Raw genomic sequence first — 15,782 nt, 5'->3', positions numbered from 1 at the left:
TTAAAGGTAATAGGCAGCAAGGCCGTCCAGCACCAATCCGATAAACAAGATCAAGCCGAAGGTTGAGTTGGACTTGAAGAGCTGAAGGCACTGGTCACCATCATCTATGTCCAACACGCGGATCTGGTTCAGCAAGTGAAATGCACCCAGCGCCAATCCGGCAAATGCAAGCGGGCCACTACCTGCTGCAATAAAAGCTCCTGCAAACAGAACAACTGTTGCGCCATAAAGAATGACCAGAGCCTGACGGGTTTTTTCGCCAAACAATCGCGCTGTTGAGCGCACGCCGACCAAAGCGTCGTCCTCTTTATCCTGATGGGCATAGATGGTGTCGTAGCCGATTGTCCAGAGGATACCCCCGCAATACAGCAGTACCGGTGCCAGTGACAGACTGCCAAATACTGCGGCCCATCCCATCAATGCCCCCCAAGAGAACGCCAGACCAAGCACGAACTGTGGCCAGTCGGTGATGCGTTTCATGAATGGGTAGGCAGCAACAATTGCCAGAGAGGATATGCCCAGGACTATGGTGAAGGTGTTGAACTGCAGCAATACGACCAACCCGGCGAGCGCCTGCAACGCCATAAAGATTTTGGCTTGTTTGCTGGAGACCTGACCTGAGGGGATTGGACGAGAGCGTGTGCGCTCGACTTTATCGTCAATATCTTTATCGACAATGTCGTTGTAGGTGCATCCTGCCCCACGCATTGCCACTGCACCGATAAACATCAGCACTGCGTACCAGATGTTTGGAATGGCAGCTCCTGCCGCATTGGATGCGAGGGCTAATGACCACAAACACGGCCACATAAGCAGGTACCAGCCGATTGGCCGCTCCCACCTGGCAAGGCGAGCAAAGGGGCGAAGGCCTGGCGGCAAGCGCGTATCAACCCAATGACGCTTTACTGCATCTGCAACTGGACCAGTGTCTTTGGTATTGAACATTGCCACCTCACCGTCATGTCTGGAGCTTATCTGCGCTTGTTTCCCTTCACACAGCAAGTTCCAAGTTCGCTTTAAAAGCTGAGAGGAAATTCCTCTTCGTAGTGAATTGTCTTTTCCAACAGATCAACACTTTGCGTCAAGAAGCCAAATTCCTCGAAGAACTGTTTTCTGGTCTTTCGCTCCGGTCTCTTCAGCGAAACTTCCATCTTAACGACCGACTTTTGTGCCAGATCATCCTCCAGTGCCTGCAGCACAGGCGGTAACAGCCGCTCAATCCCTTCCATTGGAGCGAGTGCCACCTGCTCTATGAACCCGACTTTGCCACCAGCCCGGATACTGTACCGGTAGCTTACAAGCACAAACCCAAGGCTTTTTCCCGAGCTTCTGATCAACCATGCTTGCCCTGCACTTGGGTCTACCAGCAACCTGCGGGCGGTTTCTTCCAGTGAACGAACCGGCTCTGAAAGGGTGTCTTGCTCTCCCCATTTTGCCAGCAGCTCGAAGAATTCATTCATAAACAGTGGTGTAACCAGCAACAGTTCGACTGATGGACGGGGCATTTTGGTCTCTCCAGAGCTGTTGTTCGTTTACTGTGAGCCATACTCATGCTACAGGCTGCATCACATCCTAGACGCACAACTGGGGAACCTGTTCCCTTCTTATTTTCAGGGTCTACTTCAATGAATATTCTGCTGATCGGTTCTGGCGGGCGTGAACATGCGCTGGCATGGTCTCTGGCGAAATCTCCGGTGCTAAACGAACTGTTTGTTGCCCCGGGCAATGCAGGCATCGAGCAATTTGCCAAGTGTATTGCACTGGACCCGACTGATCATCGCAGTGTTATCGAGTTCTGCCGCCTCCACGACATCAATTTTGTTGTAATTGGCCCGGAAGCTCCACTGGTTGATGGCCTGTCTGACAGTCTTACCCATGCTGGCCTGCGTGTGTTTGGTCCTTCTTCTGCTGCTGCCCAGCTGGAAGGGTCCAAGGGCTTCACCAAGGACATGTGCTCCCGTGCAAATGTACCAACCGCTGCGTATGGCCGGTTTGACAATGCCGAGGCTGCCAAGTCCTACATTCGTGAGCAAGGCGCTCCGATCGTGGTGAAAGCAGATGGCCTTGCTGCAGGTAAGGGCGTCATCATGGCCATGAACGAGCAGGAAGCACTCGATGCAGTCGACAGCTGCTTTGACGGTGCCTTCGGTGCTGCTGGTGCAGAAGTGGTTGTTGAAGAATTTCTTGAAGGCGAAGAAGCCAGCTTCTTTGTTCTCTCAGACGGTAAGAATGCTCTCCCGCTGGCGACAGCACAGGATCACAAACGGGCGTTCGATGGTGATGAAGGCCCGAACACCGGTGGCATGGGTGCTTACTCCCCTGCCCCTGTGATGACCGAGGAGATGATGGACCGGGTGATGAGAGAGATCATCCACCCAACCATTGCAGACATGAAAGCGCAGGGTTGCCCGTTCAAAGGCGTGCTTTATGCGGGTCTAATGATCACCAAGGACGGCCCGAAGCTGATTGAGTACAACGTGCGCTTTGGCGACCCGGAATGTCAGGTTCTGATGATGCGCCTCAAGACCGATCTACTGCCGATTCTGCTTGGCTGCGCTGAGGGGACACTGGATCTGGTAGATGCGGAATGGCACACAGATCCTGCGATCACTGTTGTGATGGCAACCAAGGGCTATCCGGGTTCCTATGAGAAACTGAGCGAGATTAAAGGCCTGACTGAAGCTGCAGCTGACCCAGACGTGGAGATTTTCCATGCGGGTACGGTTTCTGCTGATGACAAACTGCTGTCAAATGGCGGGCGTGTTCTGAACATCACAGCGCGGGCGGCGACTGTTTCTCAAGCACGTGAAAAAGCATATGCGGCCGTTGAGAAGATCAACTGGCCGGGTGGGTTCTACCGCAAAGATATCGGCTGGCGCGCAGTTGAGCGTGAGCAGCAGGACTGATCCGGTCTTTTGCAGGACTAGACACTTTTACAAAGGGCGGCTTTTCGAGCCGCTCTTTTTTTGTGCCGACTGAATACAATTGCCAAAAAAAATCCTCCGAAGCGAACTTCGGAGGAGTTATATTTATCTACACTTTCAGTCGGACAACGACAGCCTGTGCCCAACCAACAGATCAAATTGATAAACTACCACAAACAACTGCACGAGGCGAAAAGTTGCCATGCAGGAGCTAAAGTGCAACCTCTAGCAATTTTGATTATGCATAAATGCACAACTCATAACAATGGGGGATTTTCCCTGATGCCTTAAAGTTGCAAAGGCCTAGGGCGAAAGCAACTGAAAGGTCATAGCACGAGCAACGGCATGCGTCCGGTTCGTCACTCGCAGCTTTTTGCAGGCTCGTTTGATGTGATGTTCTACGGTTTTCTCTGAGAGATTCAGGATGTGGGCGATCTCTTTATTTGCCCTCCCCGCCGTCAACCACAGCAGACATTCATGCTCTCTCGGCGTGAATCCGAAGAACTCACTCAGGGTTTCAGGTTCTTGCGCGTAGGTATGGAAAAGTTGCACTGCCCCTTTCAGGATCGGATACTTTGCCGTCATCTGTGCATCAAAGCCGAGCTGTGTCCGTTCACAGGAGGCAAAGCTGGCACCACCGACCAAATGCTTGTTGGAGCAATCCACCGGGATGGTCACGCCGAACTTCAGACCTGCTGAGCGGACATCATGGAAGAAGCCTTCATCAATCTTTCCGGTTGGTCTGACGGTATAATCGGTCCAAAGCTGATCCGCTTTCTTGCCGCTGAGCAGATGATCCATACCGGGATCTTTGAAGTAGTAATGATGGCTGTTGTAATGATCGACCCAGTCATCTGCGTGATTGGACAAGCAAATCGGTTGCCGGTCTTCTACGCGACCTTCGATTTTGGGCACGATGATGTAGGCGCCTTTTTCAAAGCCCAGTCTTTCAGCAAAACTGGTAAGCTCTTCCCAGCGGCTTTGCAGGGACGAACAGTTCCATAGATCTTGAGAAAACTGCAGTAGATTTCGATCAAAGCCTGCCGGATAACCCATGGAATAGTTCATCATTTACACCGCAAGATTGGAGCCTTACTTCATATCAACCAGCCAAGTTGTGCGCTTAACTGCCACCAAATCAATTGATATGTTTGCCCCAGTGCCCATCTATTGTTTATCTATGTTCGTCATTCATGATTATCACGTTATTTCTCTCGGTTTTCAATTGGAAAGCAAGCGAGAGCACCTATATTTTTAATGAGAGTTATTAAAGGATCAGGCTTTCAATGAGCACTCCCAAGATTGGCCTTGCCCTCGGTGGCGGAGGCGCCCGTGGTCTCTCCCATATCCCGGTTTTGCAAGCTCTTGATGACATGGGCATCACACCTCATGCCATTACTGGTACCTCCATCGGCGCTTTGATTGGTGCAGGATATGCAGGTGGCGTGAGTGGAGACGCGCTTGAGGCATATACTCTTGAAACACTTGGTGAGTGGAAGAAGGTGCTCAGCAAGCTGGTTGAAGTGAGCATGCCCAAACGCTTTGCAGACTTGCTTGGTGGTAAGTCCAGCATTGGCCAGTTTGATTCCAAACGTGTGCTGGAAGTCTTTGTGGGGGATGTGCTCAAAACCGACTTCTCCGAGCTTTCTATTCCATTTCAAGCCATTGCTGCGGATTACTATAAGGCAGAGGAAGTGCGTTTTTCAGAGGGTAGTCTGGTGGATGCTGTCTCAGCCAGTATCGCCATTCCGTTTGTCTTCAGGCCTGTGCACCTAAACGACACGGTGCTCATTGATGGCGGCGTTGTTAACCCGCTGCCTTTTGATGTGCTGCCCAGCGATTGTGACATCGTGATTGCAGTAGATGTTGTGGGCACACCCAAACGCGATGAAAAACGCGGGTTTCCCAGTGCAACGGAAAGCGTGTTTGGTGCGACCCAGATCCTCATGCGGACCATTTCTCAGGAAAAATTGAAAATACGGGCACCTGATCTTTCGATCTTCCCAAACATTAAGCAATATCAAGTGCTTGATTTTTTGAAGGCACGAGAAATATTGGAGGATAGCGCCCGGCTTCGTGATGAGGTAAAGGTTGAGCTTGACCAAAAGATCGAGAACTACCTAATCTCTTGATAAGAAGAATAGAAAGAAGTGGAGTCTGGGTTGTCTATTCTGGACCCTGAGTGGCAAACACCGATTGCTGAAGGCAGAAAACTTCCTCCAGAAGTCCCCATTGCGGTGACGTTGAATGGAGAAGGCTTTGCTGTGTTTATGGCCACGCCCAGAGATCTCGAAGACTTTGCCGTTGGCTTTGCCATCAGCGAGTCGATTGTATCCTCCATCAGTGATGTGCACTCAATCAACTTGAATGAACACGGCGAGGAAGGCATCAGCGTCAATCTGGATATTGACGATGAGTTGTTTTTCACCGCTTTGAAGCGCAAGCGCCTGCTGACAGGAACGTCTGGCTGTGGCCTGTGCGGGCTTGATAGCATTCGTGCGGCCTTACGTGCCCTCACCCCGCTTGCCCAACAGCCTGCTCCCAAAACCGCGAGCATTGGGGCCATGTTTGAAGCGATGCAATCCAAGCAAACGCTCAATGGCATTTATGGCGGAGGTTTGCATGCAGCTGCTGTGTGTTGTGGTGATAAGATACTGGCTGTGCGCGAAGATATTGGCCGACACAACGCCATGGACAAAGCTCTTGGGGCTGGCGTGCGCAGCGGTGAACCTGTTGATCTGGTCATCACAACGAGCCGGTGCAGCTCTGATCTGGTGCAAAAAGCAGTCAGCGCCCGCGTTGGAACACTTGCAGTCATGGCAACGCCCAGCGATCTGGCTGTCAAGTTAGCACAAGAGAATTGTTTAAATCTATTTAGTTGCAACCGTGGATACAGCTTCACACGCTACAGCTAGCGACTCATCAAGTTCGTGGGCGTTCTAAGAGCCTGAGGAGTCCGGCGTGTCCGACACTATTATTGCAAAGAAATCAACAGCTCCCGCTGGTGGCTGGGGTGCCGTGTGGAGCTGTGGTCAGGCTCTGTTGCAAAACACGTCGCTTACTTCAGGAATCCAGACAGTTTTGAGAACCAACCAGCCTGACGGTTTTATTGGCCCTGGCTGTGCATGGGTTGACCCTGAAAAAACCTCGTCCATCGAATTTTGTGAAAACGGCGTCAAAGCTGTTGCTGCCGAGATGACGGATAAGAGGATCACAGACTCCTTTTTTCAGGAATACACGGTTTCTGAATTGCAGACCTTCTCCGACATTGATCTTGAGGATCAAGGCCGTCTGACAGCTCCGCTGCGCTACAACAGAATAACTGACCGCTATAACGAAATCAGTTGGGCTGAGGCCTTCAAGGAAATTGGTGCAGAACTGCGGGGCATCAAAGACCCCAAAGAAGTCGTGTTTTACACCTCCGGACACGCAAGTAACGAAGCTGCCTTTCTCTATCAGCTGTTCGGGCGTGTTTATGGCTCCACAAACTTCCCGTCCAGCTCCAACATGTGCCATGAAGCCAGTGGTATTGCGCTTGAAGAAGCGATCGGCAGCGGGCTGGCCACCGTTCGTCTGGAAGACTTCTCCAAAGCTGATGCCATCTTTGTTTTTGGCCACAATCCGGGCTCGACTGACCCGCGGATGTTGCCGGTGTTACGCGCAGCCACCCAGCGCGGCGCGCATGTGGTGTCCTTTAACCCGCTCAAAGAGCGCGGACTGGAACGCTACGCAGACCCCAAGAACCAACTGGAGATGATGCGGTTTGGTTCCGCACCTGTTGCGAGCCATTTCTTCACCCCGAAGCTGGGTGGTGACATGGCGGCGGTGCGCGGCATGGTGAAGACCATTCTGGCATGGGACTATGAGCGGATACTCACCCATAGCCATGTTGACCGGGTGTTTATTGAAGAGAACTGCAACGGGTTTGAGAGCTATGAAAAAGCGCTTGAACTGACGCCTTGGAAAGAGATTGAAGACCAGTCTGGTCTCTCCCGCGACGAGATTGAAAGAGCAGCTGCGATTTATGTGCAGGCAGATCGCCCGATCATTACGTGGGGCACAGGGATCAGCCAGCACAAACACTCTGTTGCAACAATCCGCGAGATGATGAACCTGCTTTTCATTCGGGGAAACGTTGGCAAGCCGGGGGCTGGAGCCTGCCCGATGCCGGGCCATGCGAACACGCAGGGTATTCGCCGTATGGGCATTACCTCTGACCCTTCAGAGGAGTTTCTGACCTCTTTGCAGCAAGCCTTTGAGTTTGACCCGCCGATGGATGCCGGTGTTGATGCTGTTGAGTCCATCAAGATGATGGATGAGGGCAAGCTGCGGGTCTTCATGAGCCTTGGAGGCAACTTTACCCGCTCTGCGCCGGACACAAACCTGACAGAGGAAGCCATACGCAAATGCCGCCTGACGGTGAGCATTGCAACTAAACTGAACCGCAGCCATCTGATGACAGGCGCCCTCTCCTATATTCTGCCTAGTTTGGGCCGCACCGAGTATGATGACCAGCGTTCAGGTGAGCAGATGGTCACCGTGGAGGATTCACTCTCCAGAATCCATGGATCTACTGGTGTAAATCCGCCAGCCTCTGATCTTTTGATGTCAGAACCTGCGATTATTGCCGGATTGGCCAGAGCGACCCTTGGCAACAAGGTGGTCAACTGGACGCATTACATAGAGAACTATGATCGCATTCGGGAAAAGATTGAGGAAGTGCTGCCTGAGTTTGCCGGGTTTAACGGCCAGGTGCGAACGCCGGGCGGATTTTATCTGAGTAATCCGATTGCCGACCGAAGATGGGCAACAAAGTCCGGCAAAGCTGAGTTTTCCGGCTACTCCCTTCCGCTTGCGACATCGGCACAGCAAACCGCCAGAGCGCCCAAGCTTACGTTCACCCTGCAGAGCCTTCGCTCCAACGATCAGTTCAACACCACCGTTTACACACTCAATGACCGTTACAGAGGTATCTCTGGCGGACGCAAGGTGGTGTTCATGAACCCAATCGACATGCGACGGGCGGGTGTTTCCAAGGGTGAAAAGGTTGATATCGGAACGGTGAGCGAAGACGGACGCAATCGGCGTGCCCTCGATTTTCAGGTGGTGCCCTACGACATGCCACAGGGCTGCATTGCCTCTTACTTCCCGGAGGTGAATGTCCTTGTACCCGTTTACTCCGTAGGCGACCAATCCGGCACCCCAACGAGCAAGGCTATTCCGGTGTCGCTGTCTAAATCACGTCGTCGGGGGTGATTTTTCTGTTTTGACTGTCAAAGTTTGTTGAACTGCCTATCGTAGATGATGGCTTTGACAATCTGCCCATGCGTCTTTGTCATGGCGTTTCGTAGGAGGAATAAGCGCAATGTGCTCTTCACACCATTCCCCCTACAAGCTTGCCATTGCCTGTATGAGTTAGGCAGTCGCAAGTTTTGAGGTGGAGATGCAATCTCCGAATTATTCAGTTCGGTTCCATTTTTGACCTGCGCAAATGAACATCACGCAGCCCGACACTTTTAGCTGGCTTCCGAGCATGTCCATTTTCCCGTTATAGGTCTTGCCATCAAAAACACGCCAGAATTTTCCATCACGATATTTACCGCCCGGCTTAGGGGTCATATCCCAAAGAATTGTCTTGCCGATATTGCCGTCATTAACCGGAGTTCCATCTTCTTCGAAAAGCCGCAAAAGCGTTCCACACATCTTGCCGCCACATTGCTCGATTTTGACATGGCTGTATCGGCCTTCATCCAGCCCAGTTTCCCAAACACCGATTGCTGGATCTGCCGCTAAAGCTATGCTTGACGACAAAGTGAGCGCCGTCAGACAAGAGAGCATGAGAGTTTTCATGTGTGTATTCCCTTTCAAATTTTAGGTTTTAAAGTGCTGCTGATCGCGAACCTGCGCTTAGGCAAGGGTCTGCCCAATCTCCGGCGTAACTATTCATGGCTTGAAAATTTAAGCTTTGAGAGCTTCAAGAAGTCTCAGTCAGGCCAACTCTGGAGAGCAGCATTTTTCGGGCTCGACTTCCTGAGAGTGGCGGCAAGAAGTTAGTCGAGAACCGTCTGACTACCCCTTGCTCGAACACGCTTTTGGGATTGGAGAAAGCCTTGAAACCAACCTTCCCTCCCTTGTAACGGCCCATGCCACTGTTCCCGACGCCGCCAAAGCCCATGGTGTGCGAACCGGCATGGATAAGGAAGTCATTGACCGTCACACCGCCAGCGCTTGTTTCAGATAAGATCCGATCAATGCTCGCACGATCATTGCCATGAATGTAGAGGGCCAGAGGTTTCTCTTTGCTATTGATAATTGCAAGGGCATCCTCCAGTGTCTTATAGCTAAGAACTGGCAAGATAGGGCCGAAGATCTCTTCCTTTGATAGCATCAGGTCAGGCTTGGGGTTGGCCACAAGCATAAGAGGAAATTTTCGACTCTCGAGATCAGGCAGAGCTTCTCCTTCAGGGATAATCTCACGAATACGAGCACCGCTTTCCCGCGCCTCTTCAATGTAAGAGTTCAACCGCTTAAAAGATGCCTCTCCAACGACAGCGGTATACTGCGGATTTTTCAGCACTGTCGGATAGATAGAGTGGGCCTCTTCTTCCAATAAGTTCAGAAATGTTTCGAACTGGGCTTCGGGCACCAGTGCATAGTCTCCAGCTATGCAAACTTGCCCACCATTCATGAGGCGCGTTTTTACTGTTTTGCGCGCGACAGAACGCAAATCAGCATCTTCCATAATCAACACGGGCGACTTGCCACCAAGTTCAAGAAGAACTGGTGTCAGGTTCTTGGCTGCCGCTGCCATTATGTGACGAGCTGTTGTTGCCCCGCCGGTGAAGACCAACTTATCCCACGGCAATGATGAGAAGAACTTTGCCAAGTCAACATCACCGGTAACGACAGCGATTTCAGATGGATCAAAGTATTTTGCTACGAGCCTTGTCATCAAAGCTCCGGTTTCAGGCATGATTTCCGGGAAACGCATCATGACCGTGTTGCCCGCAGCAATGGCGTCGATAGCCGGGTCAAAGGCCAGTGTAACTGGTGCATTGAAGGGAGATATGACCCCAACCACGCCCAAAGGCTCATGGAGGATGTAGGAGCGTTGACCCAAGAGGCGCATGAACCCGTCTGATTGGCGTTCCGGTTTCATCCAGACTTTCAAGCTTTTGCGAACGACTTTGACATTTTCTAGCGGTGAATAGACGTCCCCCATGAACGCCACATCAGGATCACGAGTACCGAAATCATTCTGTAACGCCTGCACCATAGCCGGATAATTTTCGCGGAACAGAGACTCAATACGCCCCAACCGGTCCATTCGCGATTCAAATGAAACTGACTTCGATGAGGCATAGTTTCTTTTTTGCAAGTCAAAGACCTGCTGAACCTGCTCAATTTTATTCATCGGTTGCACCTGACCCTCTTTAATTCTGCCGGAAGTCGTTCTTTATTGACTAGTAAAAGACTGATAGTCTCTTATATAAAAGACCATCGGTTCTTTTCAAGTCAATTATTTTCTCCTGAAATGCCTAGATTGAGGAATGAAGGTATGTCTCAAACATTCAAACAGAAGTCTGATTGTGTGTTGTTTTCGGAAAACTGGTTGGAAGCTCCCCTGCGCACAGGAGCGGTATTGCCAAGCTCTTCGGAGTTGGCCAGAGCTATGGTCTTTGCCTCTGCCATCAAACCTGGTGCCCGGGTACTTGAAATTGGTCCCGGTACAGGCTGCGTCACGCGTGCTCTGTTGCATGCAGGTGTTGAAGAAAAAGATTTAACGCTGATTGAGTTGTCGAAATCATTTACTGAAGGGTTATCCAGGGACTTCCCAGCAGCTATTTTGTTGCAACAGGATGCTTACCAGACACTCAAAAATCTTTCTCATGGGAAGAAGCAATTTGACGCCGTTGTTTCAAGCCTGCCTCAATTTGTTTATCCGAAAGAAAAACGCGAACAGTTTCGTGATCATTGCCTTGAGGTTCTCAAACCAGGTGGACGATTAGTGCAGTTTACCTATTCAACAATCTCACCTATTCCAAAGCGAAAAGGTGTTCAGGCCATCAGGTCACGACGTGTCTGGAAAAATATCCCTCCTGCAGTCGTATGGGCCTATCAACCCACTTACGCTGCACCCTAAGCTACTTTTTGAGTGATTGATGGGGTAAGAGCTACATCCCATCAAGGCTTGGGTTAGATTTGGCGATAAAGGCGAGCTATTCGGAGAAACCATGGACTTCAAGCGAGCACGCAAGGATGAGCAGAAAGCTGCTCGACGCGAAAACATCCTCAAAATGGCGAAGGAACTATGCTCTCAAAAGGGCGTGATGAATTGGTCGCTCAACGAACTCGGCAAACACGCAGCGGTAAACAAATCTAATCTTTATCGCTATTTTGGGAGCCGCGAAGAAATCCTTATGACTTTGATGCATGAGGAAATGTGCTTGTTTGTAGATAATTTTCAAAACAATGTTTCTCAACGAACCGTCTCAATTGAGGACCTTAGCAAGATTATAACTGATCAATATTGTGAGCAGCCATTCTTGTGCGAGCTACTTTGTATTTCCGCATCATTTTTGGAACACAACACCCATTTGGAAGCCATCAAAAAGATCAAGCTGCAAGGCTTGGGGCTTTATGAAAGAGTTGCGACCAATATTGCAGAGGCAATGAATGATAGTAGCAAGGAAGACGGCCAGAAAATTGCTTTCACGTCCGCCCTGCTGGTTTCAGGTCTGTGGCCAATGGCCAGTCCATCAAATCCAATAAGAGAGCTTTCTCAGTTTGAAGGCCTTGAATGGCTCAACCTCTCATTTCGAGATGAGCTATTTGACGCGATCTACACATACATCATCGGACTACAAGCAAAGAAAAGCAGACTGTAGGAGAAACACTCAAAAGCGCGAGGAAGTCGCAGAAAGCGGCCCACACTTTTGCGCACCTACAAACGCAACCAATATTGCATCCAGGCTAAGATACCCACGAGTTGGCTCAACTATCCAAAATCTTATGAGTTGGATAGCTCCACTGCTTTCATCTCAGATGCACGCAGGACCTTTCTCGTGCACAAGCGAGTGTCATGAGCAGCAATGATGTACCCGACAAGCTCTGTACTTCGGTCAAGCCTCTCAGAAGGCTTGGGCTGACCTTTCCTTAAAATCACATTGGCAAGAATTAAAAAGGACTTATCAGGGGGGAGCCAACCTCTCTGCTCGCAGATTAGATGCGAGTTGAACTCCGTGCCCAAACCGCATCCCCTCTTCCTTCCCTGGGGAACATGCTTGGGACCGTGGCACTATCAAAGTTCTCGGGTCAAAAGAGGTGATGTTGACAATTGCCGTTATGTACATAAAGTATAGTTACTATATTTAAATCATAAAGGAGAAACTATGTCGTTTAATTCGCTGCAGAATACAGTCACGATCATGCGCAGGCTTGCACTGGCCTTTGTTGCCTCTTTGGCATTCACGAGTATTGTCTCGGCAGAACCGTTCCAAGAGGTGACTATCGGTGTCCCGGTGCCTTCATTGGCAGAAGCAGAGGTGTGGTATGCCAAGTTTCTTGGTCCTGATACCGAAGTGATCAGACCAGTCCCAGGCATCGTGGAGTTTAAGGTTGCACCGGGTGTTTGGCTTCAGGTCTTCGAGGCAGATGACGCGCAATCAACTGGCGCCATCGTCCGTTTTCTGGTGGACGATATGGCAACTTCGCAACAAGCACGATCTGAAGTGAACATCGACACTGGTGAAGCAGTCGAAATACCAGAGGTCGTTACATATTCGGAGTTTGCCGATCCTTCTGGCAATGCTTTAGGGTTCTACGATCTGCCTTGATGGTGCAGCAAGTACGCTGGTGACGTTGGTACTAGCGTATTTTCCAGAGTTAAACCGCGCTAGATCCCATCGATTTCAGCGAAGTCTATGAGTTTGTGCATGTAGGGTAAGAGGTCCAGATTTTTGCTGGCCACCCAGTTGTCGTCGTAAAGAGTGTCCAGATAACGCTCTCCGCTGTCGCAGATGAGGGTGACGATGGAGCCTTCCTGATCGTTTTCCATCATCTCCTTGGCCAATGCGAGCGCACCATAAAGGTTTGTGCCTGTTGAGCCGCCGCATTTGCGCAGAATAACCCCTTCCAGCCATCTGATTGTCGCGATACTCGCTGCGTCTGGGATATCGATCATTCTGTCAATCACATCCGGCATGAAGGAGGGCTCTACTCGTGGTCTACCTATCCCCTCAATCAGTGAGGGTTTGTTCCTGACGATGCTTTTGTCTCTGTTTCTATAGTACTCATGAAACACGGAATTTTCAGGATCGACGACACAGAGCTGTGTTTTGGGGTAATCCTGCGTGTGAAGCCTGATGTATCGGCCAATGGTGGCTGTTGTCCCACCTGTTCCGGCACTCATGACAATCCATTTGGGTGCAGGGAAGCGTTCCAGCTCCATTTGGGAGAACAGGCTCTGGGCTATGTTGTTGTTGCCGCGCCAATCTGTTGCCCGCTCCGCATAGGTGAACTGGTCCACGTAATGGCCGCCCAGTCCTTTTGCCAATCGCGCCGCTTCCTTATAGATCTGATAGGGTTCCACCAGATGCACCTCACCGCCCAGCGCTTTGATTTCCCTAACCTTTCCCGTCACCGTGGCTTTGGGAGCGATTGCGACGAAGGGGTTACCGATCAGCCGTGCAAAATACGCTTCTGAGATCGCGGTTGAACCTGAGGAGGATTCTACGATTGGTGTCCCTTCCCTGATCCAGCCATTACAGATGCCGTATAAGAAGAGCGAGCGTGCCAACCTGTGCTTGAGGCTTCCGCTTGGGTGGGTGCTTTCGTCTTTCAGGTAAAGATCAATCCCCGCTTTGGTGAGCTTGGGAATGTTCAGCTTGATGAGGTGTGTGTCAGCCGAGCGGTTGTAATCCGCCTCAATATTCTGGATCGCCTGTTGTGCCCATACTCTGTTAGAGGGGTTTCTGTGGTTGGTATGGCTGTTGAACTCCAGCATGAAAACACCTGACTTGCCGTTGCTTCAGCATGCCCTGCTCGCGGCGTGCTTCTTTGAGACAAGTATAGCTGGCGCTTGGATCGCAGCATGCGCGGATCGCTGCCGTATAAAACAGAGAGTAAAGCGGCTGGTGAAAATGAGAGGGTTTTGAACGAGCAAGGCCCACCGTAGCAGACCTTGCATGCTTTGCTTAGAGAGACGCGATATTGCCTCAGCTTGCCAGTGCCGGGATCATGCCTATAACGCCTTCAGCGAGCATGCCCATGGCGATTGCGGCGAGCACCATGCCCATGAGGCGGGTCACGACGCCCATACCCGACTCGCCGAGCTTGTTTGCAATGGGTTTTGAAACTGAGAACAAGAGACCGGTGAACAGCGCAAGCCCAACCGCTGCGATGGATAGATCAATCTTGGCCCAGATCCCAGAATGACGCTCAGCGGCGACAATGGCTGTTGCAATGGCGCCTGGTCCGGCAACGATTGGAATGGCGAGTGGGACGACGGCGATGTGGTTCTGCTCTGCTGCGGAGGCTGCTTCCTGCGGGGTTTGGCGGTGGCTGTTGTCACTACGCAACATAGAGAGGGCGATCAGCAGGACAATCACGCCGCCAGCAGCACGCAGTTCGTGGACGGTTATGCCGAAGAACTTGAGAAGAATGCCACCTGTCCAGGTGACGGTGAGGAGCGTCAGGGCGATTGCGCCTGCGCAGGTCCACGCGATGCGCCGTGCAGTGGCGGCATCTCTGTCGGCGGTCATACCCGCGAAAACGCCCGTGTTTCCGATGGGGTTCATCATGGAGAAAAGCGCAGCAATGTAGGTGATCAGAGCCGTTTCAGTCATTATATGCTTTCTGTTGTTTGCTTTGCACGTAGGGGGGATATTGAGCAAAGCATGCAACATACTGATCGCCGTAAAAGCATACAACTTAAAGGATTTTAATAGTTGCAGGATCGTATAATCGAGGGAGTGTTAGCTGTGGCTGGCTTTGGAGGCCCAGTATTGGGCTCTGTATTGCGAGGGTGTCAGGCCGAAGTGTTTTTTGAAGATATTGGTGAAGGATGAGGCGTTTTCATAGCCAATCTGGAAGGCGATGGTTGCGATGGATTGGTCTGTTGATCTGAGCAGGGTCAGAGCTTTGTCCAGACGCATCTCCAGCTGGAGTTGTTTTGGGGATTTGCCGTAGGAGGCTTTGAGTTTCTTTTGCAGGCTGCTGACTGAATACCCGCCCTCTTTCGCGATATCCGAGATCTTGTTGTGAGTGGGCAGCTGTTCTTTTACGCTCTGCAATCGATGTGAGATTGCGTTTTGGTCGATGAAATCTGCGCTTCGGCCTGTTGCCAGTTCAAGGGCTGTGTTCAGGATGGAGGCAGCGCCGTTTGCGTCTACTTCAAACGTATCTGTGAGCGAGGCGACGAAGTTGAGGTACTTTAGTGCGAGTGGTGAGAGTTCCTGATGGCTGTCACTTGCGTGGCGGAAGAACTGAGAAATGGCCGCTCTGTCGCTGACATCGATGATCAGGAAGCGGCTGCCGGCGGTGGTTTCGCTGTCGTGCAGGGTTTCTGGCGCTATGAGGCCGACGGAGCCGACCGTCAGTTCCTTGAAGTGGCCGCCAATTTCAATCTGCATTTCGCCCTGTAACGGAACAACAGCCTGCGCGAACGCGTGGTGGTGTCCGAGTTCCAGCCGGTCATATTCACGGATGACAGCTTGATAGGGCATGACTTCGTTCCAGATCTCCACTCTTGGTCCAAAAGCTTGTTTAAGAGGACTGCTTGCTCAGGGATACCGCGGTCTTTCGAAAATCTCAAAAAGAAAATCTATTTCCTGTTTTGCCTAATTCTAATATGCAGGA

Annotated in this window: 15 protein-coding genes; 7 read left to right on the top strand and 8 right to left on the bottom strand. The window is 51.1% G+C overall.

The window, feature by feature from the left end; all coding sequences use genetic code 11:
• Together ubiA and PsAD46_RS07880 are read right to left on the bottom strand one after the other, a co-directional pair.
• Positions 1-945, bottom strand: a complete 945-nt coding sequence (gene ubiA, locus PsAD46_RS07885; RefSeq protein ID WP_063293725.1) for a 4-hydroxybenzoate octaprenyltransferase — start codon at positions 943-945, stop codon at positions 1-3.
• A 71-nt stretch (positions 946-1,016) separates the two neighbouring features.
• Positions 1,017-1,505 (bottom strand): hypothetical protein, encoded by a 489-nt coding sequence (locus PsAD46_RS07880; protein WP_063302443.1) that lies wholly within the window; start codon positions 1,503-1,505, stop codon positions 1,017-1,019.
• A gap of 120 nt (positions 1,506-1,625) precedes the next feature.
• Between PsAD46_RS07880 and purD the strand changes: the two genes are divergently transcribed.
• A complete protein-coding gene (gene purD / locus PsAD46_RS07875) occupies positions 1,626-2,906 on the top strand; it encodes a phosphoribosylamine--glycine ligase (protein ID WP_063306556.1) in 1,281 nt (426 codons plus the stop codon).
• A 321-nt stretch (positions 2,907-3,227) separates the two neighbouring features.
• Here the strand turns inward: purD and PsAD46_RS07870 are convergent, their stop codons facing one another.
• Positions 3,228-3,995, bottom strand: a complete 768-nt coding sequence (locus PsAD46_RS07870) for a LuxR family transcriptional regulator (RefSeq protein ID WP_208981725.1) — start codon at positions 3,993-3,995, stop codon at positions 3,228-3,230.
• Positions 3,996-4,210: 215 nt separating this feature from the next.
• Here PsAD46_RS07870 and PsAD46_RS07865 point away from each other — a divergent pair, with 215 nt between their 5' ends.
• From PsAD46_RS07865 to PsAD46_RS07855, 3 genes are read left to right on the top strand one after another with little or no spacing between them, the layout of a single operon-like run.
• A complete protein-coding gene (locus tag PsAD46_RS07865; RefSeq protein ID WP_063306555.1) occupies positions 4,211-5,056 on the top strand; it encodes a patatin-like phospholipase family protein in 846 nt (281 codons plus the stop codon).
• Positions 5,057-5,086: 30 nt separating this feature from the next.
• A complete protein-coding gene (gene fdhD / locus PsAD46_RS07860; RefSeq protein ID WP_063306649.1) occupies positions 5,087-5,839 on the top strand; it encodes a formate dehydrogenase accessory sulfurtransferase FdhD in 753 nt (250 codons plus the stop codon).
• A gap of 46 nt (positions 5,840-5,885) precedes the next feature.
• Positions 5,886-8,180, top strand: coding sequence for an FdhF/YdeP family oxidoreductase (locus PsAD46_RS07855; RefSeq protein ID WP_063306554.1), 2,295 nt, complete (start codon positions 5,886-5,888; stop codon positions 8,178-8,180).
• Between the two features lie 201 nt (positions 8,181-8,381).
• Here PsAD46_RS07855 and PsAD46_RS07850 read toward each other — a convergent pair whose 3' ends face one another.
• Positions 8,382-8,774, bottom strand: coding sequence for a DUF2147 domain-containing protein (locus tag PsAD46_RS07850; protein ID WP_063306553.1), 393 nt, complete (start codon positions 8,772-8,774; stop codon positions 8,382-8,384).
• Positions 8,775-8,898: 124 nt separating this feature from the next.
• Positions 8,899-10,338: an aldehyde dehydrogenase family protein gene (locus PsAD46_RS07845; RefSeq protein WP_063306552.1), complete on the bottom strand. Its 1,440-nt coding sequence runs from the start codon at positions 10,336-10,338 to the stop codon at positions 8,899-8,901.
• A gap of 144 nt (positions 10,339-10,482) precedes the next feature.
• On the opposite strand from PsAD46_RS07845, the gene PsAD46_RS07840 reads away from it, so the two are divergent.
• The 3 genes from PsAD46_RS07840 to PsAD46_RS07830 all read left to right on the top strand — a co-directional run bounded on the left by PsAD46_RS07840 (position 10,483) and on the right by PsAD46_RS07830 (position 12,760).
• Entirely contained in the window at positions 10,483-11,067 is a 585-nt protein-coding gene (locus PsAD46_RS07840) for a methyltransferase domain-containing protein (protein ID WP_063306551.1), read from the top strand.
• 154 nt (positions 11,068-11,221) lie between these two features.
• A complete protein-coding gene (locus PsAD46_RS07835; protein ID WP_193776924.1) occupies positions 11,222-11,812 on the top strand; it encodes a TetR family transcriptional regulator in 591 nt (196 codons plus the stop codon).
• 504 nt (positions 11,813-12,316) lie between these two features.
• Positions 12,317-12,760: a VOC family protein gene (locus tag PsAD46_RS07830; RefSeq protein WP_063293717.1), complete on the top strand. Its 444-nt coding sequence runs from the start codon at positions 12,317-12,319 to the stop codon at positions 12,758-12,760.
• 59 nt (positions 12,761-12,819) lie between these two features.
• Here PsAD46_RS07830 and PsAD46_RS07825 read toward each other — a convergent pair whose 3' ends face one another.
• The 3 genes from PsAD46_RS07825 to PsAD46_RS07815 all read right to left on the bottom strand — a co-directional run bounded on the left by PsAD46_RS07825 (position 12,820) and on the right by PsAD46_RS07815 (position 15,649).
• Positions 12,820-13,929 (bottom strand): PLP-dependent cysteine synthase family protein, encoded by a 1,110-nt coding sequence (locus tag PsAD46_RS07825; RefSeq protein ID WP_063306550.1) that lies wholly within the window; start codon positions 13,927-13,929, stop codon positions 12,820-12,822.
• A 211-nt stretch (positions 13,930-14,140) separates the two neighbouring features.
• Positions 14,141-14,770 (bottom strand): NAAT family transporter, encoded by a 630-nt coding sequence (locus tag PsAD46_RS07820; protein ID WP_063293716.1) that lies wholly within the window; start codon positions 14,768-14,770, stop codon positions 14,141-14,143.
• A 129-nt stretch (positions 14,771-14,899) separates the two neighbouring features.
• Complete coding sequence (locus tag PsAD46_RS07815) at positions 14,900-15,649, bottom strand: AraC family transcriptional regulator (protein ID WP_063306549.1); 750 nt, start codon at positions 15,647-15,649, stop codon at positions 14,900-14,902.
• Positions 15,650-15,782: the final 133 nt, after the last annotated feature.

Origin of the sequence: Pseudovibrio sp. Ad46 (genome assembly GCF_001623065.1) — a bacterium.
GTDB lineage: Bacteria > Pseudomonadota > Alphaproteobacteria > Rhizobiales > Stappiaceae > Pseudovibrio.
This window is presented reverse-complemented; position numbering and strand designations above follow the sequence as displayed.